The organism is Halomonas sp. NO4, from assembly GCF_010994375.1.
Classification (GTDB): Bacteria; Pseudomonadota; Gammaproteobacteria; order Pseudomonadales; family Halomonadaceae; genus Halomonas.
Genome location: NZ_WHMA01000006.1, coordinates 40,084 through 59,972, shown reverse-complemented (window position 1 = coordinate 59,972; position 19,889 = coordinate 40,084). Strand labels below are relative to the sequence as shown.

At 68.9% G+C, this 19,889-nt stretch carries 14 protein-coding genes; 8 read left to right on the top strand and 6 right to left on the bottom strand.

The genetic code is table 11. The features are described 5' to 3' along the window. Positions 1–54: 54 nt before the first annotated feature. Complete coding sequence (locus FEF15_RS06810; protein WP_163558407.1) at positions 55–1,518, bottom strand: aminoacyl-histidine dipeptidase; 1,464 nt, start codon at positions 1,516–1,518, stop codon at positions 55–57. A 28-nt stretch (positions 1,519–1,546) separates the two neighbouring features. Further along, positions 1,547–3,736 carry a GNAT family N-acetyltransferase gene (locus tag FEF15_RS06805; protein ID WP_240454096.1) on the bottom strand — a complete coding sequence of 730 codons (2,190 nt, stop codon included), beginning with the start codon at positions 3,734–3,736 and terminating at the stop codon, positions 1,547–1,549. Between the two features lie 359 nt (positions 3,737–4,095). Here FEF15_RS06805 and dctP point away from each other — a divergent pair, with 359 nt between their 5' ends. The 4 genes from dctP to FEF15_RS06785 all read left to right on the top strand — a co-directional run bounded on the left by dctP (position 4,096) and on the right by FEF15_RS06785 (position 8,992). Further along, complete coding sequence (gene dctP, locus FEF15_RS06800; RefSeq protein WP_163558405.1) at positions 4,096–5,205, top strand: TRAP transporter substrate-binding protein DctP; 1,110 nt, start codon at positions 4,096–4,098, stop codon at positions 5,203–5,205. A gap of 97 nt (positions 5,206–5,302) precedes the next feature. Further along, complete coding sequence (locus FEF15_RS06795) at positions 5,303–5,806, top strand: TRAP transporter small permease subunit (RefSeq protein ID WP_163558404.1); 504 nt, start codon at positions 5,303–5,305, stop codon at positions 5,804–5,806. After that, a complete protein-coding gene (locus FEF15_RS06790; protein WP_163558403.1) occupies positions 5,803–7,131 on the top strand; it encodes a TRAP transporter large permease subunit in 1,329 nt (442 codons plus the stop codon). The genes FEF15_RS06795 and FEF15_RS06790 overlap by 4 nt, the downstream gene beginning before the upstream one ends. A 172-nt stretch (positions 7,132–7,303) precedes the next feature. Continuing rightward, positions 7,304–8,992 carry an iron ABC transporter permease gene (locus FEF15_RS06785; protein WP_163558402.1) on the top strand — a complete coding sequence of 563 codons (1,689 nt, stop codon included), beginning with the start codon at positions 7,304–7,306 and terminating at the stop codon, positions 8,990–8,992. Here the strand turns inward: FEF15_RS06785 and FEF15_RS06780 are convergent. Next, positions 8,903–10,090: an ABC transporter ATP-binding protein gene (locus FEF15_RS06780; protein WP_163558401.1), complete on the bottom strand. Its 1,188-nt coding sequence runs from the start codon at positions 10,088–10,090 to the stop codon at positions 8,903–8,905. The genes FEF15_RS06785 and FEF15_RS06780 overlap by 90 nt on opposite strands. A 250-nt stretch (positions 10,091–10,340) precedes the next feature. On the opposite strand from FEF15_RS06780, the gene FEF15_RS06775 reads away from it, so the two are divergent. After that, the gene (locus FEF15_RS06775) at positions 10,341–11,369 is read left to right on the top strand and encodes a Fe(3+) ABC transporter substrate-binding protein (protein ID WP_205598492.1); all 1,029 of its coding nucleotides are present in this window, start codon (positions 10,341–10,343) and stop codon (positions 11,367–11,369) included. Positions 11,370–11,459: 90 nt separating this feature from the next. Here FEF15_RS06775 and polA read toward each other — a convergent pair whose 3' ends face one another. Continuing rightward, positions 11,460–14,228 carry a DNA polymerase I gene (gene polA, locus FEF15_RS06770; RefSeq protein WP_163558400.1) on the bottom strand — a complete coding sequence of 923 codons (2,769 nt, stop codon included), beginning with the start codon at positions 14,226–14,228 and terminating at the stop codon, positions 11,460–11,462. 178 nt (positions 14,229–14,406) lie between these two features. On the opposite strand from polA, the gene FEF15_RS06765 reads away from it, so the two are divergent. From FEF15_RS06765 to speA, 3 genes are all read left to right on the top strand, one after another. Beyond that, on the top strand, positions 14,407–14,694 hold the full coding sequence (locus FEF15_RS06765; protein WP_163558399.1) for a DUF2782 domain-containing protein: 288 nt from the start codon (positions 14,407–14,409) through the stop codon (positions 14,692–14,694). 110 nt (positions 14,695–14,804) lie between these two features. Further along, positions 14,805–15,767 carry a homoserine kinase gene (locus FEF15_RS06760; RefSeq protein ID WP_163558398.1) on the top strand — a complete coding sequence of 321 codons (963 nt, stop codon included), beginning with the start codon at positions 14,805–14,807 and terminating at the stop codon, positions 15,765–15,767. Continuing rightward, on the top strand, positions 15,764–17,689 hold the full coding sequence (gene speA, locus FEF15_RS06755; protein WP_163558397.1) for a biosynthetic arginine decarboxylase: 1,926 nt from the start codon (positions 15,764–15,766) through the stop codon (positions 17,687–17,689). Before FEF15_RS06760 ends, speA begins: the two co-directional genes overlap by 4 nt. Positions 17,690–17,817: 128 nt before the next feature. Here speA and FEF15_RS06750 read toward each other — a convergent pair whose 3' ends face one another. Both FEF15_RS06750 and thpD read right to left on the bottom strand, forming a co-directional pair. Further along, on the bottom strand, positions 17,818–18,483 hold the full coding sequence (locus FEF15_RS06750) for a fumarylacetoacetate hydrolase family protein (protein ID WP_163558396.1): 666 nt from the start codon (positions 18,481–18,483) through the stop codon (positions 17,818–17,820). A 99-nt stretch (positions 18,484–18,582) separates the two neighbouring features. Next, entirely contained in the window at positions 18,583–19,569 is a 987-nt protein-coding gene (gene thpD, locus FEF15_RS06745) for an ectoine hydroxylase (protein WP_163558395.1), read from the bottom strand. Positions 19,570–19,889: the final 320 nt, after the last annotated feature.

Below are 19,889 nucleotides of genomic sequence, written 5' to 3'. Positions count from 1 at the left end.
CCACGCCACCATGCCAGCGCCGCCTTCGGGCGGCGCTGTTGCGTAGGGACCCGTTCAGCGCGCCTCGGCCAGCGAGGCGACCAGATCACGCAGCAGTGTCCAGAACTCGCTGACGGAGTCGAGCTCTACGCGCTCGTCGGGGGAGTGGGCTCCACGAATCAAGGGCCCGAAGGAGATCATCTCCAGGTGGGGATACTTGCCGGCCAGGATGCCGCACTCCAACCCGGCATGGATCACCTGGACGGCCGGCTCGCTGCCCAGCCGCTCGCGGTGCAGGCGACGGAAGCGCGCCAGCAGCTCGCTGTCGGGCTGCGGCGTCCAGCCGGGATAGGCGTTCTCGACGCGAGTGCGCGCACCGATCAGCTCGAAGAGCGCCCGGAAGCGCTCGGCCAGGTCCACCGTGGCGCTGTCGTGCAGCGAGCGCACCAAGGCGCAGAGGTGGAAGCGCCCGCCCTCGAGGCTCACCACCCCCAGGTTGTTGGAAGTCTCGACCACCCCCGGCACCGTCACGCTCATGCGCTCGACGCCGCAGGGCGCGGCGTGCAGCGCCGCCAGCAGCAGGCGGCTGGCCTGGCCAACCAGTGCCTCGGTGGGCGGCTCGCGCGGCGTCTCGAGCGACAGCGTGACGCCGTCGTCGATCCCGTCCAGTTCCCCGCGCAGTTCGGCCTGCAGCTCGGCGACACGGCGTTCGGCCGCGGCGACCGCCTCGCCGGGCAGCATCAGGGTGGCGAAGGCCTCGCGGGGAATGGCGTTGCGCAGGGTACCGCCCCGGTAGCTCGCCAGGCGGGCATCGAGCGCCTCCAGGGCGCGCAGCGCGCGCACCAGCAGGCGGTTGGCGTTGCCCAGGCCACGGTGGATGTCAATGCCGGAATGGCCGCCGGCAAGGCCAGTGAGCGACAGCTGCAGGGCGACCTCGCCCGCGCTCGGCGGCGCGGTGGGCAGCTGCGCCTCCACCACCACGTCGGCACCGCCGGCACAGCCGATGAACACCTCGCCGCGCTCCTCGGAGTCCAGGTTGAGCAGCACCTGCCCCTCGAGCCACTCTTCGGCGAGGTTGAGCGCACCGCCCATGCCCGACTCCTCTTCGAGGGTGAAGAGCGCCTCCAGCGGCCCGTGGGCCAGGTCGGCGTCCTCGAGCAGGGCCAGCGCCGCCGCCACCCCCAGGCCGTTGTCGGCGCCCAGGGTGGTATGGCGGGCGTGCAGCCAACCGTCGTCGACATAGGTGTCGATGGGGTCGCGGGTGAAGTCGTGGGGATGCTCGGCGTTGGCCTGGGGCACCATGTCCAGATGGCCCTGAAGGATCACGCCCGGCGCGGTCTCGCGGCCCGGCGTGGCGGGCTTGCGGATGCGCAGGTTACCGAAGGCGTCGCGGTCGTGGGCGAGCCCGCGGGCCTCCGCCCAGGCTTCCAGGTGCGCCACCAGCGCCGCCTCGTGGCCGGAGGGGCGCGGCGTCTCGCACAGGGTGCGGAAGTGACGCCACAGCGGCTGGGGCGAGAGCTGTTCGAGATGCGCATTCATGGTGCAGTTTCCTGACGTTGAGACCGCGCTACCTTACCGGGCCCGGTGCGCCGGGGGAAGCCGGCTCGGCCGCCGCAAGGCAGCACGCCACCGCGCGCCGCAGTGCCGCCACCACGCCACGCCGTCCGGCCACGCCAATGTGCCTGGCCAGCCAGGCCATGTCGCGCCCCTGAAAGGCCCAGGCCAGCAGCACCATGAGTTCAGTATCGTCATGCCCGCCATGCCTTGCCAAGTGGTGGCGCAACAGCGCCTGCAGCGCGGGGCGCGCCGTGGCGGGTTCGCGGTTGCCGTGGCCCACGTCGGCGCACGCCTGCCGATCGGCCGCCGAGAGCGCGCCGGCGCCGCCTTCGGCGAGCAGTCGCCCCGCCACCGGCGGAGCCAGCTCGCGAAGCTCGAAGGCGAGCAGCGCCGGCAGCAGACGCTGGAAGCCGGCGGCGAGCTCTCCGCTGAGTCGCTCGCCGTGGGCACTGGTGGGTACCACCACCATCAGCGCATGCTCGCCGGTGGCCGTCTCGCGGGAAAGGCCCAGGCGCACGGTGCGAAACCCCAGCGCCTGCCAGAACGCCATCAGCCCCGGCTCGGCGCCGAAGCTCGCCCCCAGCAGGTCGATGCCGTCGCGGCACGCCTCGGCCCGCTCGGCCGCGAGCAGCCGTCGCCCCAGCCCCTCGCGGCGTCGTTCGGGGTGCACGGCGATGCGCTGCACCCGGCGCACCCGGGCCATCAGCGCCTCCCGCGAGCCGGCGTGCGCCGCCAGCGACTGGGCCAGCAGGTGGCCGGGCGGGCGCCGCTCGCCGCGCGCCACGCGCTCGGCCAGTTCGGCGTCAAAGCCGCCCTCGTCGCCGCACACCGCCACAGCCTGGGGTCTTCCAGCGGCGTCCAGGGTGGTCAGCGCCAGGGTGGGATCGTCGAGCAGGCGCTGCAGGTCGGTGGGCGCGGTGCGGTAGTGGGCCTGCACCAGCAGGCCGAAGAGGGATCGCAGGCGCGGTTCGTCAGCGGCCAGCGCCGCGCCGCGCGGGCGGCGCTGGCTCAGGACCCGGTCGGCCGGCTCGGCGGGAGGCGGCTCGGCATCGAGCAGCAGCAGGTCGCTGACCAGGCGCTCCAGGGGGTCATTCTCGCCCCAGCGCACCGGTGCCGCCAAGTGGCACTCGCGCCACTGAGGTGTCTGCCGCTCGAGGCGCTCCCGGAAGCGCAGCGCAAAGCCGCGCCCCGAGCCCTCGTAGCCATGCACCGTGGTGGCGAAGGCGATCCGCGGGAAGGCCGCCAGCCATGCCCCGAGCAGCCCCGCCGGGATCGCCGCCGCCTCGTCGACCAGCAGCAGGCTGCCCGCCCCGCCCAGCTCGCCGCGTTCGGCCTGGTCGGCCAGGGTATCGGGGGCGAGGAACTCGACCCGACCGCCGCCGGCATCGACGAAGGTGTTGCCGGCCTGCCGCCCCGCGGGACGCAGGGCAGCCAACCGCTCGAAGAGCGCCGCCACCGCCGCCGGGCGCGGTGCGGTAACCAGCACCCGCGACTCGCCGGCCTCCAGCAGGCGGGCGCAGGCGATGCCCAGCGCAGCCGTCTTGCCGCGGCCGCGGTCGGCGGTGAGCACCAGGGGGCGGCGGCGCTTTAGCCGGGTGAGACGCGCCACGGCACGCGCCTGATCAGTGGTGACGCAGGCCGGGTCATCCACCGGCTGGGGGGTGACCGGCTCAGCTGCCAGGGCCGGGAGGCGCGGAGTGCGGTCGGTCGCCGGCCAGTGAGCGACATCCGGTGCGGCGGCGAGGCGCTGCCATACCCGCCCCAGGTAGCGCGAGGCCGCCGCCTCACCCCACTCTTCGGGGGTGAGCAGCACCACCAGGCTGCCGGCGCGCAGGGTGCCGGTCAGGGCACCGAAGGCATCCGGGTCGAAGGCCTCGCCCTCCTCGCCGGTGTCGACCACCAGCAGGTCGTGCTCGCCGCCCAGGCGGGTGTGTGCCCGAGCCGGGGTCAGCCAGTGCGCCGCCAGCGTCGGGCCAGGGGAGGCCACCGACAGCCAGCAGGGCGCCTGCCAGCGACCGCGCTGCCAGAGGGCGCGTGCCCGGCGTCGCCGCGTCGCCGCGTCGCCGGTCAACCAGGCCAGGCCGCGCCAGCGCGGCGCCGCCAGGCGGCGGGCCCAGTCGAGCAGGGCCGCGCTGCCGCTCATCGCCGTCCCCGCCGGTTCGTCCCACAGGCGTGGCGATGCCGCAGCGTGCCAAGGCATTCCTCGCCATTCGGGCTGACATGGCACACAGCCATTAGCTTACGACTTTGGTATATATCACACGCTCGTTTCAACGCTCACCCCCACCCCGGGCCACCGCCCGACACCCCCTGTGTAACCGATACCTGACTGATATAAAAGACATTCCTTGCCGCCCGCGGGTTGCCGCCTGACGCCTGTCCGAGGCAGCGTCGCGGCGTTTCCCCGGCAGTCGATTGTGACAGCCAGAGCGTGCTAGCTTGTACCCTGCTGTCGAGCCACGGCGCGGCGGGCCTGCGGGCCCGGCACCCCGCCCTCGATCAGGCTACACACGAACGCGACGACACAAGGCACAAGAAGATCCACGAAGGGAGCATCGCATGAAAACGTCTGCCAAGTTCGCCCTTACCGGGCTGGCCGCCGGCATCGCCCTGGCCACCCTCTCCACCACCGCCCAGGCCCAGGAAGAGTGGACCATGACCACTACCTGGCCCGACAACCTGGACCTCATCGAGATCGACCGCCACTGGGCCGAGCTGGTCAACACCCTCGCCGGTGATGAGCTCACGATCAACTTCCGCGCCGGCGGCACCCTGATGCCCGGGGGCGAGGTCTTCGACGCCACCGAGACCGGCAGCATCCAGGCCGCCGGCGACTGGCCCGGCTACTGGGCCGGCCGCAGCCCGGCCTTCTCGCCGCTGGCCACTACCACCAGCCTGTTCAACGGCGTCGACTACCTGAACTGGATCATGCAGTGGGGCGGCTGGGAGCTCTACCAGGAAGTCTACGGCCAGTACAACATGGTCTACCTGCCCTACGGCATCACCAACAACGAGTCCGGTTTCCGCGGCGGCACCCCCATCGAGAGCCTGGCCGACCTGGAAGGCAAGCGCCTGCGCCTCTCCGGGCGCGATCAGGGCCGTGTGCTCGAGCAGCTGGGCGGCTCCCAGGTGACACTGGCCGGCGGCGAGATCTACCAGGCCATCGAGCGTGGCGTGGTCGACGGCGCTGAGTTCTCCACCCCGGGCGTGGACTACAAGGCCGGCTTCTCCGAGGTCGCCGACTACTGGTCCGTGCCGGGCTGGCACCAGTCCGCCAGCGTGTTCGGCGTGATGATCAACAAGGACGCCTGGGACGCCCTCTCCGAACAGACCCAGGAGAAACTCAAGATCGCTGCCGAGGCCACCATGGCCTGGTCGCTGGCGTGGTCCGAGCGCGAGTCCACCGAGGGCACGGTCAAGTTCATCGAGGACGGCACCGAGATCAACCAGCTCTCCGAGGAGGACCTGGCACGCATCCAGGAGATCACCAACGACGTGATCCTCCAGGGCGCCTGCGAGGATCCGATGCACGCCAAAATCTACCACTCCATGATCAGCTACATGGAGCACTACGCCAACTGGCGTAATATCTCCGTGCCCTACAACATGAGCCGGGTCACCGACAACCTGCCGTCTCTCGACGAGCTCGAGGCCTGCATGAACCAGTAAGCGGCACCGGATGGGCCCCGGTGGGGCCCATCCTTCACCGACACCCCGCCATTCGCGCAGGACTTCGCTGACCTGATCGATCTCGAGATCATCAACCATGAATGCCATTGCCAGGGCCATCGACGCCCTCAACGAGGGGTTCGGCCGCCTGATCGCCCCGCTACTTGCCGTGATCACGCTGATCGTGATCTATGACATCGCCATGCGCTTCTTCATCGGACGTCCCAGCGACTGGGCCTTCGATGTCACCAAGATGCTGTTCGGCGCCCATTTCATGCTGATGGCCGCCTACGGGCTGCGCCACCACGCCCATGTCGAGGTCGACGTGCTCAAGCGGCTGCTGTCGCGCCGCAAGCGGGCCGCCGTCGAACTGCTCGGCTACCTGATCTTCTTCGTGCCCTTCATCTGGATGCTGGGCACCCTCGGCTGGGACTTCTTCATGCGCTCCTTCAGCCGCGGGGAGACCACCTACGGCATGGTGGCCATCCCCGTCTACCCGGTGAAGGCGGTAATCGTCGTCACCGCCGCCTTGATCCTGCTGCAGGCCATCGCCATCGTGATTCGCGCCGTTCAGGAACTGATCCAGGAGGAGGCCGCATGAGCGCCGAGATACTCACCCTGTTCATGTTCGGCGGTCTGCTGGTCGGGCTGTTCATGGGCCATCCGCTGGCCTTCGTGCTCGGCGGCGTGGCCGTGCTGGGCGCCTGGCTGGGCCCCGGGGCCAATACGCTGGGCATTCTGATCAACAACATCTACGGCAACGCCATGGACAACTACGTCCTGGTGGCCATCCCGCTGTTCATCCTGATGGCGCGTTTCCTCAACGACTCCGGGGTGACCGAGAAGATGTTCGAGGCCATGCGCCTGCTGCTCGCCAACCTGCGCGGCGGCCTGGCCCTGACCGTGGTCGTGGTCTCGGTGCTGCTCGCCGCCACCACCGGCATCGTCGGCGCCTCCATCGCCGTGATGGGCATGATCGCCCTGGTGCCGATGCTGGGATACGGCTACAACAAGCAGCTCAGCGCCGGCGTGATCATGGCCAGCGGCTGCCTGGGCATCCTGATCCCGCCGAGCATCATGCTGATCCTGATGGCCAGCTATTCGCCGGTCTCGGTGGGGGCGCTGTTCGCCGGCGCCCTGGTCCCCGGGCTGATGCTGGGCGCGATGTATGCCCTCTACGTGCTGGTGATCTGCCATGTGAAGCCCAGCTACGGTCCGCTGGTGCCCGCCGAGGAGCGCGCCCAGGTGTCCACCCGCGAGCTGATGGGCATGCTCGGCAAGTACGTGCTGCCGCCCATGGCGCTGATCCTCGGCGTACTCGGCTCACTGTTCGCCGGCATCGCCACCGCCACGGAGGCCTCGGCCATCGGCGTGACCATCGCCTTCCTGCTGTTTTTGATCTTCGGCGACCGCAAGCTCGCGACCTGCTATCGCACCCTGATCGAGGCCAGCAAGACCACCACCATGGTGATGCTGGTGCTGGTGGGGGCCACGGCTTTCACCGGCGTCTTCTCCATCGGTGGCGGCATGGAGGTGATCCACGAAGTCGTCATGGCCATGCCCGGCGGCACCACCGGCGCGCTGCTGCTGATGCTCTTCCTGGTGTTCATCCTGGGCATGTTCCTCGACTGGACCGGCATCGTGCTGCTCAGCTTCCCGATCATGCTGCCGATCATCGAGAGCATGGGAGTCGACGTGCTGTGGTTCGTGGTGATGGTCGCCGTGGTGCTGCAGACCTCCTTTTTGACCCCGCCCTTCGGCTACGCGCTCTTCTACCTCAAGGGCGTGGCACCCGAAGGTGTGGAGACGCTGGATCTGTACCGGGCGGTGATCCCCTTCTGCGCGCTGATCGTGCTGGCCTGCGTGCTGATGGCGCTGTTCCCGGCGCTGATCCTGGGGCTGCCGGCGATGCTGCTCGGCTACTGACAGCACGCTATCGACCGCAACGCCCGCCGCCGGCCAACGCCGACGGCGGGCGTCTTGCTTGGGCTTGACGCGGATCACGCTGGGGCGGCTGCAGCGGCGCACGGCAACTGATACCATTCACAGCCGTACTGGCCTCGCATTGCCCAGGCCTGCCACCGCAAGGAGTCCCCGCTTGTCCCGACCCGTCAGCTCCGGGCTTGCCGCCGTATCGCGTCGCTTCATCCCGCACTTCACCCCCTGGACGGCACTGCTCCTCGCCGTGGCCACGGTGGTGGCCCTTCCCGTGCTGGTGGTGCTGGCGCATATCGTGCTGCCCACGGGCGGGGTCTGGCAGCACCTGGCCAGCACCGTGCTGCCGCGCTACCTCGGCAATACCCTCTTCCTGACGGTAACGGTGGGGCTCGGCACCCTGGTGATTGGCACCGGTACCGCCTGGCTGGTGGTGATGTGCCGCTTTCCCGGGCGGCGGTTGTTCGAGTGGGCCCTGCTGCTGCCGCTGGCCGTGCCCACCTACGTGATCGCCTACGCCTACACCGACTTCCTGCAGTTCGCCGGCCCCTTGCAGAGCTGGCTGCGCGAGCTGTTCGGCTGGAGTCACGGCGACTACTGGTTTCCCAACATCCGCTCGCTGGGCGGCGCCGCCACCCTCATCACCCTGGTGCTCTACCCCTACGTCTACCTGCTGACCCGTGCGGCCTTCCTCGAACAGTCGGTGTGCGTGCTGGACGTGGGCCGCACCTTGGGCCGCGGGCCCTGGCGCCTGTTCGGGAGCGTGGCGCTGCCACTGGCGCGTCCGGCCATCGTCGGCGGCGTCTCGCTGGTGCTGATGGAGACCCTGAACGAGTTCGGCGCCGTGCAGTTCTTCGGCGTCGACACCTTCACCACCGGCATCTACCGCACCTGGTTCGGCCTGGGCGAGCCGGTGGCCGCCGCCCAGCTCGCCGCCTGCCTGCTGGCCTTCGTTATCGCCTTGGTGCTGATCGAGCGGGGGTCGCGCGGCAAGCGCCGCTACCACCACACCACCAATCGCTACCAGCAGCTTCCCGAGTTTCGCCTGAGTGGCTGGCGCGCCGCCAGCGCCTTCCTGGCCTGCGGCCTCCCAGTGCTGATCGGCTTTCTGATTCCCAGCGGCATCCTTGCCCAGCTCGCTCTTCAGGAAGGCGATGCCCTGCTGGGGTCGCGCTTTCTCGACTTTGCCGGCAACAGCCTAGTGCTCGCCACCGTCGCCGCGCTGATCGCCGTGGCGCTGGCGGTGGTGCTCAGCTACGGGGTGCGACTCAACGACTCGCCGCTGACGCGCACGGCCACCCGCATCGCCGCCATGGGCTACGCCATTCCCGGCTCGGTGGTGGCGGTGGGCATCCTGATTCCCTTTGCCTGGCTGGACAACACCATCAACACCTGGCTCCTGGCCCATCAGGGGGAAGTGATCGGGCTGATCTTCAGCGGCTCGGCCTTCATCCTGATCTACGCCTACGTGGTGCGCTTCCTGGCGGTGTCGTTCAATGCCGTGGAGGCGAGCCTGGGCAAGGTGACGCCGAGCATGGACGCCGCGGCGCGCACCCTGGGGCAGAGCGCCGCCGGCACGCTCAAGCGCGTTCACACCCCGATCATGCGCGGCAGCCTGCTGGCGGCGGGGATCCTGGTCTTCGTGGACGTCATGAAGGAGCTGCCGGCCACCGTCATCCTGCGCCCCTTCAACTTCGACACCCTGGCGGTGCGGGCCCACAACCTGGCTTCGGACGAGCGCCTCGCCGAGGCCTCGACGGCCTCACTGGCCATCGTGGCAGTGGGCATAATCCCGGTGATCCTGCTCAGCCTCGCCATGCGCCGCTCCCGCCCCGGCACCGGCGACGCCTAAGGCAAAGACGAACACCTGAGACAGGTCGAGGTGGATATCCACCGGCTGCCCGTCGGCGGGCAGGAACACCCCCGGCATGCGGGCGTGCAGGTGGGCTTCGCGGCCATCCTCGCCGTGGGCGCAGATGTGCAGCAGGCTGCTGCGGCCGAGCAGCTTGGCCATGATGATGTGGCTGTAGCGATGCGCCTCGACCGGGGCTTCGCGCTCGACGACCCGCAGCGCCTCGGGGCGGATCATCACCTGGGCCTGGCTGCCCTCGGCCAGCCAGCCGGCATCCACCGGCCCCACCGGGGTCTGCACCTGGCCGTTGCGCACCTCGCCGCTCAGCTCGTTCACCTCGCCGAAGAAGGTCACCACGAAAGGGTCGCAGGGCGTGCAGTAGAGTTCGCGCGGGGTGCCCGTCTGCACGATGCGCCCGTCACGCATCAGGGCGATGCGATCGGCCATGAACATGGCCTCTTCCGGGTCGTGGGTAACCAGCAACGTCGCCGCCCCCACCTGCTTGAGCACGTGCAGGGTGTCATCGCGGATGCGGTCGCGCAGGCGGGCGTCGAGGCTCGAGAAGGGCTCGTCCAGCAGCATCAACTGCGGCGCCGGCGCCAGCGCACGGGCCAGGGCCACGCGCTGCTGCTGGCCGCCGGAGAGCATGTGCGGATAGACGTTGGCGTAGCCCGCCATGCCCAGCTGCTCGAGCAGCGCCACCGCCCGGCGGTGCCGCTCGCGGGGCGTCTCGCCCTTGAGGCCGAAGGTGACGTTCTCGAGCACCGTGAGGTGGGGAAACAGCGCCGACTCCTGGAAGGCCAGTCCCACATTGCGCTTTTCCGGGGGCACGTGGCGCCCGCGCGGCACGGCGATGTCACCGCCATTGAGGGCCACGCGCCCCCGCTGGAGTACCTCGAGCCCGGCGGCGATACGCAGCAGGGTCGTCTTGCCGCAGCCGGAGGGGCCGAGCAGGCAGACGACCTCGCCGGGCGCCACCTCCAGGTCGACGCCCTGCACCACGTCACGCTTGCCGAACGCATGGTGCACGTCCTGCATCGACAGCACCGCCGCCGGGCGGGCCGGTGATGCATGGGGTTGCTTCAGTGTGCGAGTCATAGGGTCACGCCGGTGGGTCGATGTGAGTGAATGACACCTCGTAGCATAACCGAAATAGCCAATGAATGCGTTTGAAAGCGACTCGCATTCCGCCGGCATCTTGATCGGCAAGGGTTGAAAGCGTCGCACGAAGCTGGCAGGCAAGGCCCACATCGGCAATTGCTTGACGAATGCGCCAATCGAAGCTTCAATAGGGCTGTCAATAATGCAACGTATTATCATTCACCTGGGATCGTCTACGAGGTACACCATGATCAAGCACGCGCGTCTCGCCCTTCCGCTCGCAGTGGCCCTGGCCGGCTCGGCACTGGCTAGCGGCGTCGCCGCCGAAGAGGTCAACCTCTACTCCGCCCGCCACTACGACTCCGACGAAGCCCTCTACCAGGCGTTCACCGAGGAGACCGGCATCGAGGTCAACGTCCTCGAGGGCGACTCCGACCAGCTGATCGAGCGCATCCAGCGCGAGGGCGTGGCCAGCCCCGCCGACGTCATGATCACCGTCGACGCCGGCCGCCTGTGGCGCGCCGAGCAGGAAGGCGTCTTCCAGGGCATCGAGTCCGAGGTGCTTGCCGAGCGCCTGCCCGATGCCATGCGCCAACCGGAAGGCAAGTGGTTCGGCTTCAGCCAGCGTGCCCGCGCCATCTTCTACAACCCCGAGACCGTCGATCCCAACCAGATCGCCACCTACGAGGACCTGGCCGACCCCGCCCTCGAGGGCAAGGTGTGCATCCGCTCTTCGAACAACATCTACAACCAGTCGCTGCTCGCCTCGCTGATCGCCCACCACGGCGCCGAGGAGGCCGAGGCCTGGGCCCAGGGCGTGGTCGACAACATGGCACGTGACCCCGAGGGCGGCGACACCGACCAGATCCGCGGCGTGGCCAGCGGCGAGTGCGACATCGCCGTGGCCAACCACTACTACTACGTGCGCCTGCTGAAGTCCGACGATGCCGCCGACCGCGAGGTCGCGGAAAGCGTCGAGATCCACTTCCCCAACCAGGACGGTCGCGGCACCCACGTCAACGTGGGCGGTGCCGGCGTGGTCGAGGGCGCCCCCAACAAGGAGAACGCCGTTCGCTTCCTGGAGTTCCTCGCCTCCGACCAGGCCCAGGAGCTCTTCGCGGCCGGCAACTACGAGTTCCCGGTAGTCGACGGCGTGACCAAGGACGAAGTGCTGGAGTCCTGGGGCGACTTCCAGAAGGACGCGCTCAACGTCAGCGAATTGGGCGAGAACAACCCGGAGGCGGTCAAGATCTTCGATCGCGTCGGCTGGCGGTAAGACGCGCGCCAACCAGCGCTTGCCTACTTAGCTCACACCTGGCCCGCGGCATCCGCCGCGGGCCTTGTCGTTGCTGGCCGGATCAAGGCCTCAATGCGCTTCGTCCCAGTTGGCCCCGCTCTCCGCCTCGACGATCAGCGACACGTCGAGCTCGGCGGCGCCCTGCATGCGCGCCTTCACCTCCTTGATGAAGCCCTCGACCTGGCGCTCGGCGACCTCGAAGACGAGTTCGTCGTGGACCTGCATGACCATCCAGGCGTCCATGTCGCCCGCCCGCAGCCAGGCGTCGACGTCGATCATGGCGCGCTTGATGATATCCGCCGCCGTACCCTGCATGGGCGCGTTGATCGCCGTGCGCTCGGCGCCCTGGCGGCGCGCCCGGTTCTGGGAGCGGATCTCCGGCAGGTAGAGCCGCCGCCCGTAGACCGTCTCCACGTAGCCGTCTTCCGCGGCCTGCGAGCGGATGCGCTCCATGTAGCGCGCCACCCCGGGGTAGCGGTCGAAGTAGCGGTCGATGTAGGTCTGGGCCTGGTTGCGGTCTAGGTGCAGCTGGCGAGCGAGCCCCCAGGCGCTCATGCCGTAGATCAGCCCGAAGTTGATCGCCTTGGCGCTGCGCCGCTGGTCGGCGGAGACCCTGTCCAGAGGCACACCGAACACCTCGGAGGCCGTGGCGGCGTGGATGTCGCGCTTTTCGGCGAAGGCCTCGAGCAGCCCCTTGTCGGCCGAGAGGTGGGCCATGATGCGCAGCTCGATCTGCGAGTAGTCGGCGGCGACGATCCGGTAGCCCGGCCGTGCCACGAAGGCCTGGCGGATCTTGCGCCCCTCCTCGGTGCGGATGGGGATATTCTGCAGGTTGGGGTCGCTGGACGAGAGCCGCCCGGTGGCGGTCACCGCCTGGTGGTAGCTGGTATGCAGCCGCCCGGTGCGCCGATTGACCAACCGCGGCAGCTTGTCGGTGTAGGTGGACTTGAGCTTGGCCAGCCCCCGATGCTCCATGATCACCTTGGGCAGCGGGTAGTCCAGCGCCAGCTCCTCGAGCACCGCCTCTGCCGTGGAGGGCGCCCCCTTGGGCGTCTTCTTGATCACCGGAATCTTCTGTTCCTCGAAGAGGATCTGGCCGAGCTGCTTGGGCGAGCCCAGGTTGAACTCGCGCCCGGCGAGCTCGTGGGCGCGCCCCTCCAGCTCCTGGATACGCGTTTCGAGCTCCCGGCTCTGGGCGTGCAGCCGCTCGCCGTCGAGCGCCACGCCGGTGCGCTCCATGCGCGACAGCACCGGGATCAACGGCAGCTCGATGCGCTCGAGCACCTCGGCAAGCCGCCCCTCGGCGTCCAGGCGCGGGCGCAGGGTGCGGTGCAGGCGCAGGGTGATATCGACGTCCTCGCAGGCGTAGGGCGCGGCCTGCTCCAGATCGATCTGGTCGAAGGTGAGCTGCCCCGCGCCCTTGCCGGCGATCGCCTCGAAGGCGATGGTCGACTCGCCCAGGTACTTCAAGGCCAGCGAGTCCATGTCGTGCCGCGTGGCCGTGGAGTCGAGCACATAGGACTCCAGCATGGTGTCCTCCAGCGAGCCGGCCACCTCGATGCCGTAATTGGCCAGGACCGAGATGTCGTACTTGAGATTCTGGCCGATCTTCGTCTTGCCGCTGTCTTCCAGCAGCGGCTTGAGGGCGGCGAGCACGGTGTCGCAATCGAGCTGCTCCGGGGCGCCCAGGTAGGCGTGGGCGAGCGGAACATAGGCGGCCTCGCCCGGCTCGAGCGCCAGCCCCACCCCGACGATCTCCGCCACCATGTAGTTGAGGCTGGTGGTCTCCAGGTCGAAGCAGAAGCGGTCGGCCTTGGCCAGGCGGGCGAGCCAGCCGTCAAGGCCTTCCCGGGTGAGGATGACGTGATCCTCCCGTGCGCCGCCGCTCCCGGCATCCTGCCCGTCGCCGCTGCCCTGCGGGGCCGGCGTGCCGCCGGCGACGTCGTCGACGCCCTCGTCCTGCCCCTCGAGCAGCTCGGCGAGCCACGCCTTGAACTCCAGGCGGCGGTAGAGCGCGAGCAGTGCCTCGCGGTCGGGGTGGGCGAGAGCCAGGTCGTCGAGGCCCACCGGCAGGTCGCAGTCGGTCTTGATGGTGGCCAGTTGGTACGAGAGGTAAGCCTGGTCGCGGTGTTCCTCGAGCTTGCCGGGCAGGCTCTTGGCGCCGCGAAAGCCCAGCGTGGCGACGCGCTCGAGGTCGGCGTAGATGGTCTCAAGGCCGCCCTCCATGCCCTTCAGCAGCCCCAGCGCGGTCTTCTCGCCAACCCCCGGCACGCCGGGAATGTTGTCCACCTTGTCGCCCATCAGCGCCAGGTAGTCGATGATGCGCTCCGGCGGCAAGCCGAACTTCTCCTTGACGCCGGCCACGTCCAGGGTCTCGTCCTTCATGGTATTGACCAGGGTGATGTGGTCGTTGACCAGCTGCGCCATGTCCTTGTCGCCGGTGGAGATCACCGCGTCGCGGCCGGCCTCGGTAGCGTGGCGCGCCAGGGTACCGATGACGTCGTCGGCCTCCACCCCTTCGATGCACAGCAACGGCAGGCCCAGTGCCCGCACGCACTCGTGCAGCGGCTCGACCTGGGTGCGCAGGTCGTCGGGCATCGGCGGGCGGTGCGCCTTGTACGCTTCGAAGAGCTCGTCGCGAAAGGTCTTGCCCGGGGCGTCGAAGACCACCGCCATGGGGCTGTCGGGGTAGTCCTTGAGCAGCCGCTTGAGCATCGCGAGCACCCCCTTGATCGCTCCGGTGGGCTGGCCCTCCGAGGTGGAGAGCGCCGGCAGGGCGTGGAAGGCGCGGTAGAGGTAGGACGAACCGTCGACGAGAACGATGGGCGTATCGGCCATGGGTCGGCATCCCCGATGCAATGAAAAGATGAGATGAAACCGGTGATGGAAACAGCGGTCCACGGTCACCCATGATACGCATTGCGCCGCCCTTTTGCCGCGGGCGTTGGGCGCCGCCAGCTCGGCAGCGTACACTGGGGCCCTTCCGACAGCGCCGCGCGCCGGCAAGGAGGTCACCATGAACACCCCCCGTCGTTGGCCGGCCATCCTGTGCCTGGCCCTGGGTTTCGCCTTCGCGGCCCCGGCACACGCCCAGTCGGGCTCGCAGGCCGAACCGGAGATCACCGTTCGCCAGGAAGCGCAGCGCACCCTTCGCGAGTACCGGGTGAACGGGGAGCTCTATGCCATCGAGATCCGCCCGGCCGATGGTGCCGACTACTACCTGGTGGACCGCGACGGCGACGGCAACTTCGATCGCCAGGAGAACGCACCCCAGACCGTGCCGGACTGGGTGCAGCGCCGCTGACCGCGGCGAGCGAGCTTGTCGGCACCGGCCCGCCGTGCCACCTTCCGCGGGCGTGCATCGCAACACCAAGTCGCTACAATAGGCGGCTTGGCAACCTGGGCGAGAGAGACATGGCCGTATTCACCCCGCTTAGCGACGCACAGGTCGCGGACTTCCTCAGCAGCTTCGACGTCGGTTCGCTGGTCTCACTCGAGGGCGTGGCCGGCGGTACCGAGAACAGCACCTTCTTCGTCACCACCGAGCGTCGCCAGCTGGTGCTCACCCTCTTCGAACAGGGCGAGCACGAGGAGCTGCCCTTCTTCGTCGAGCTGCTCGACTACCTGGACGAACACCGCCTGCCTGTGCCGGGGACCGTTCACGATCGCGACGGCATCGCCCTGCACAGCCTGGCCGACAAGCCGGCACTGCTCTTCCCGCGCCTGCCGGGGCGCCACCCCGTATCACCCAACGCCGCCCAGTGCCGCACGCTGGGCGACACCCTGGGGCGCATGCACGTGGTCTCCCAGCACTTCCCCGGCCATCGTCCCAACCCTCGCGACCTCAACTGGCTGACGGCCATGCACCACAAGGTGCTGGCCTACCTCTCCGCGGAGGACCAGACGCTGATGAAGGATGAGGTGGAGATCTACCAGGGCGTGTTCGGCGATGCCCCGGAGCTGCCCCAGGGCGCCCTGCACGGCGACCTGTTCCGCGACAATACCCTGTTCGAGGGCGATCGCCTGGGCGGGATCATCGACTTCTACAACGGCTGCACCGGCGACCTGCTGTTCGACCTGGCCATCGTCATCAACGACTGGGCGACCGCTCCCGACGGCCGCCTGGACGGCGAACGCCACGACATCATCCTGAGCGCCTATCAGGCACGCCGGCCGCTGAGCGACGCCGAGCGCGCGGTATGGCCGATCATGCTGCGCATGACGGCGCTGCGCTACTGGCTGTCACGGCTGCTGGTGGTCTACGTGGACCCGCCGGCCCACGACCTCCGGCCCCACGACCCCGAGCAGTTCCGCACCATTCTCAAGGCGCGCCTGGACCATGGCGCCCTCCCCCTGCCCCAAGCGAGCCACGCATGACGCTATCCAAGGGATCCTCCGCCGGCCCCGCCCTGCAGGCCCGCCGCACCTGGAACATCGACCAGTGGGGCAGCGGCTACTTCGATGTCGACGACCACGGCCACGCCCTGGTCCGACCATTGGGCAGCGAGGCGGAAGGCCCCGCTTTGCCGCTGTCGCGCCTGGCCGACGAGCTGCGCGAGGCCGGCCTGCGCCTGCCGGTACTGGTACGCTTCAGCGACATCCTCCACGACCGCGTGGAGCAGCTGTGCGACGCCTTCGACCTGGCCATGCGCGAGGAGGCGTACCAGGGCGGCTACACGGCAGTCTACCCGATCAAGGTCAACCAGCAGCGCCGCGTGGTGGAGGAGATACTGGCCACCCGCGAGCGCGGCCACGGCCGGGTGGGCCTGGAGGCCGGCAGCAAGCCGGAGCTGCTCGCGGTGCTGGCGCTCTCCACCGATGGCCCCTCGCTGATCGTGTGCAACGGCTACAAGGACCGCGAGTACGTGCGCCTGGCGCTGATGGGCGAGAAGCTCGGCCACCGCGTCTATCTGGTGGTGGAGAAGTTCTCCGAGCTGCCGATCATCCTCGAGGAGGCCGAGCGGCTCGGGGTGACGCCGCGCATCGGTCTGCGCGCGCGACTCGCCTCGGTGGGCCGCGGCAAGTGGCAGACCAGCGGCGGCGAGAAGTCCAAGTTCGGCCTCACCTCGACCCAGATACTGGCCGTGGTGGAACGCCTGCGCGAGGCCGGGGCACTGGCCAGCCTGCAGCTGGTTCACTTCCACCTCGGCTCGCAGATCGCCAACATCCGCGACATCTGGCGCGGCCTGCGCGAGTGCGCGCGCTACTACCAGAACCTGCTGGCTCTGGGCGCGCCCATCGACACCGTCGACGTGGGCGGCGGGCTCGGCATCGACTACGAGGGCACCCGTTCGCGCAGCTTCTGCTCGATCAACTACTCGATGACCGAGTACGCGCGCAACGTGGTGGCCGCCTTCGTCCAGGCCTGCGATGAGGCCGACCTGCCCCATCCGCACCTGATCAGCGAATCCGGCCGGGCGCTGACGGCCCACCACGCCGTGCTGATCAGCAACGTGATCGGCGAGGAGCGCGTCGAGGCGGCCGCCCCGAGCACCCGCACCGCCGACGACCCCCAGGTCGAGGAGCTGTGGCGGGTGTTCGACGCCCTGCACACCCAGACGGTGGACCCGCGCGGGCTGGTCGAAGCCTGGCACGACCTGCTGGAGGGCATGAGCGAACTGCACGGGCGCTTCGTCATGGGCATCGCCGACATCACTGCCCGCGCCGAGGGCGAGAGCGTTTACTTCGCCGCCTGCGCGCGCCTGCGCAGCCTGCTCGACCCGCGCAATCGCGCCCATCGCGAGATCCTCGACGAGCTCGCCGAGAAGCTAGCCGACAAGCTGTTCGTCAACTTCTCGCTGTTCCAGTCGGTCCCCGACGTCTGGGGCATCGATCAGATATTCCCGGTGCTGCCGCTCACCGGGCTCAACCACGAGCCGACGCGGCGCGGGGTGATCCAGGACATCACCTGCGACAGCGACGGGCGCATCGACGGCTACGTGGACGGCCAGGGCGTGGAGACCACCCTGCCGCTGCCGGAGTGGCGCGAGGGCGAGGAGCGGCTGCTGGGCTTCTTCCTCGTCGGCGCCTATCAGGAGATCCTCGGCGACCTGCACAACCTCTTCGGCGACACCGACTCGGTGGACGCCGCCCTTGGCGATGACGGCCGCTGGGTACTCACCAACGCCCAGCAGGGCGACCGGGTGGCCGATGTGCTCGCCTACGTCAATTTCAATGCCGAGGTGCTGCGCGAGCGCCTGGCCGCCCAGTTGGCCGCCAGCGGCCTGTCCCGCGACGAGCAGGCGCACTTCCTCGACGACCTCTCGGCCGGCCTGCAGGGCTATACCTATCTCGAGTAAACCGGGCTGGCTAGCGTAAACCGAGGGAAGTGAACCGGGCGCGGCACCAAGCGCCGACGCCCCCGCGGTCACCCCGCGGGGGCGTCGCCTGAAGGGGGGGGGGGGGGCAGGACCGCGGGGGTAGCGAACTACTCCACCACCTGCGCCGAAACCTCCAGCCCCCCGGTCAGGGTCAGCGTCAGCTTGCCACCGCGCGGCAACTCCCCCACTCCCTCCGGCGTGCCGGTGAGCACCACGTCGCCGGGCTCCAGGGTGAAGTGGCGGCTCATTTCCGCCACCAGGGTGGGCACCGGGAAGAGCATGTCCGCCCCTTCCCCGTGCTGGCGCAGTTCGCCGTCGATCGACAGCTCGAAGACCAGGGCATTCCAGTTGGGAACGCGACTGAGCGCCAGGAAGTCGCTGAGCGGACAGGCGCCATCGAAGGCCTTGGCCACTTCCCAGGGATGCCCCTTCTCCTTGAGTCGGGTCTGGGCGTCGCGCAGCGTCAGGTCGAGCGCCACGCCGATACCCACGATGGCACGCTCCGCATCGCCGCTGGTGGCATGGGTCAGCGTCTCGCCGATCAGCAGCGCCAGCTCGGCCTCGTAGTGCACCTTTCCCCGCGAGAAGGGAGCATCCAGGGTGCCGTCCAAGGCGACCGCACTGGTGGCCGGCTTGATGAACAGCAGCGGCTCGCTGGGCACCGGGTTGTCGAGCTCCTTCGCGTGATCGGCATAGTTGCGGCCAACGCAGACGATCTTGCCGAGCGCATGGGGAAACGCCTGGCCATCGGTAAAGCGGGGAACAAAGCGCATGGCGTGTCTTCTCCTTCTCGTGATGCGTGCCGCCCTTTCAACGACAAGCATATCAGTCTACCCCACCATGCGCCCCGTTCCGCAATGGCCGGCGGCACCTCAGGCGTCGTCGGGAGACCAGCGCTCGTCCGGCGCGTGGGCGAGGAAGCCCGGACGCCGACGGCGCGCCGCGAAGGGTTTCCCGCAGGCGTTGTCGCGGCGATTGTAGACGAAGAAGACATTGCTGCGCGGGTCCGGCGACATGTTGGCGTTGGAGCCGTGCAGGGTGTTGCAGTCGAACAGCAGCAGGCCGCCGGCGGCGCCGGTGGGCGCCTCGATGCCGTGGCGCTTGACCAGCTCGCCAAGGGCATCGCGCCCCGGCACGCCGAACTCCTGCTTCTTCAGCGACTGGCGATGGTGGTCGTCGGGCGTCTCGCCCAGGCAGGGCACGAAGACCCGATGCGAGCCGGGAATCAGCATCAACGGCCCGTTGAAGGCGTGGTTGTCGGTCAGCACGATGGAAGCGCTGACGGCGTGCATCGCCGGCATCCCGTCCTCGGCGTGCCAGGTCTCGAAGTCGGAGTGCCAGTTGAAGCCCTTGCCCTCGAAGCCGGGCTTGTAGTTGATGCGCGACTGGTGCACGTAGGCCTCGCCGCCGAGGATCTGACGGGCGCGCCCCATCAGCCGCGCGTCGCAGGCGAGCCGGTTGAAGCGCTCAGAGAGGAAGTGCACAGCGAACAGGGAGCGGATCTCCCGCCCTCGAGGCTCGACGATGCTGAAGTCGCGGCTGCGGAAGTCGTCGCGGTCGAGTAGTGCCTTGAGTTCCCGACGCAGTTCGGCGAGCTCCTCACCACTGATGAAGTTCGGCTCGAAGAGAAAACCCTGGCGGTCGAACTCGTCGAGCTGGGCCTGGCTCAAGGGGCCCTCATCGGCGCGGCCCTTGACGACGGCCTCGCGCCGGTTGATCCACGGCATGTCGAGCGGCCGGCCGAGGCGCGTGGGATAGGGGTCGCGGCCGGTGAACGGCGCTGACGCTACCGGCTCTTGAGGGCGGTCCTGGTGGCGGGTATGGGTCAGGTTTCGAGCGGACGATGTCTGCACTGACATCCAATCACCTCCTGTGCATCCGTGATCAGTTTCAGATTCGCTATCGTGCCGGGGCCGTGAAGCGGCCATCGGGAGATGGGAGATACCTCCCGAACGGCTATGTGGGTGTCAGGGTTCGCGGTTTCAAGGCAGCCGCCCGCCGGACATCGCGGCGCCGCAGTGGGACACCCACGAAAAAACCGCCTCGTCGGGCGGCTTATCGTGATGCGCAACTCGTTGTATCGTCGGTCTTTTTGATGGTGCCGGCACCAGGAGTCGAACCCGGGACCTACTGATTACAAGTCACAGCACCAAAAAGTCTCAAAAAATCAACACGTTAC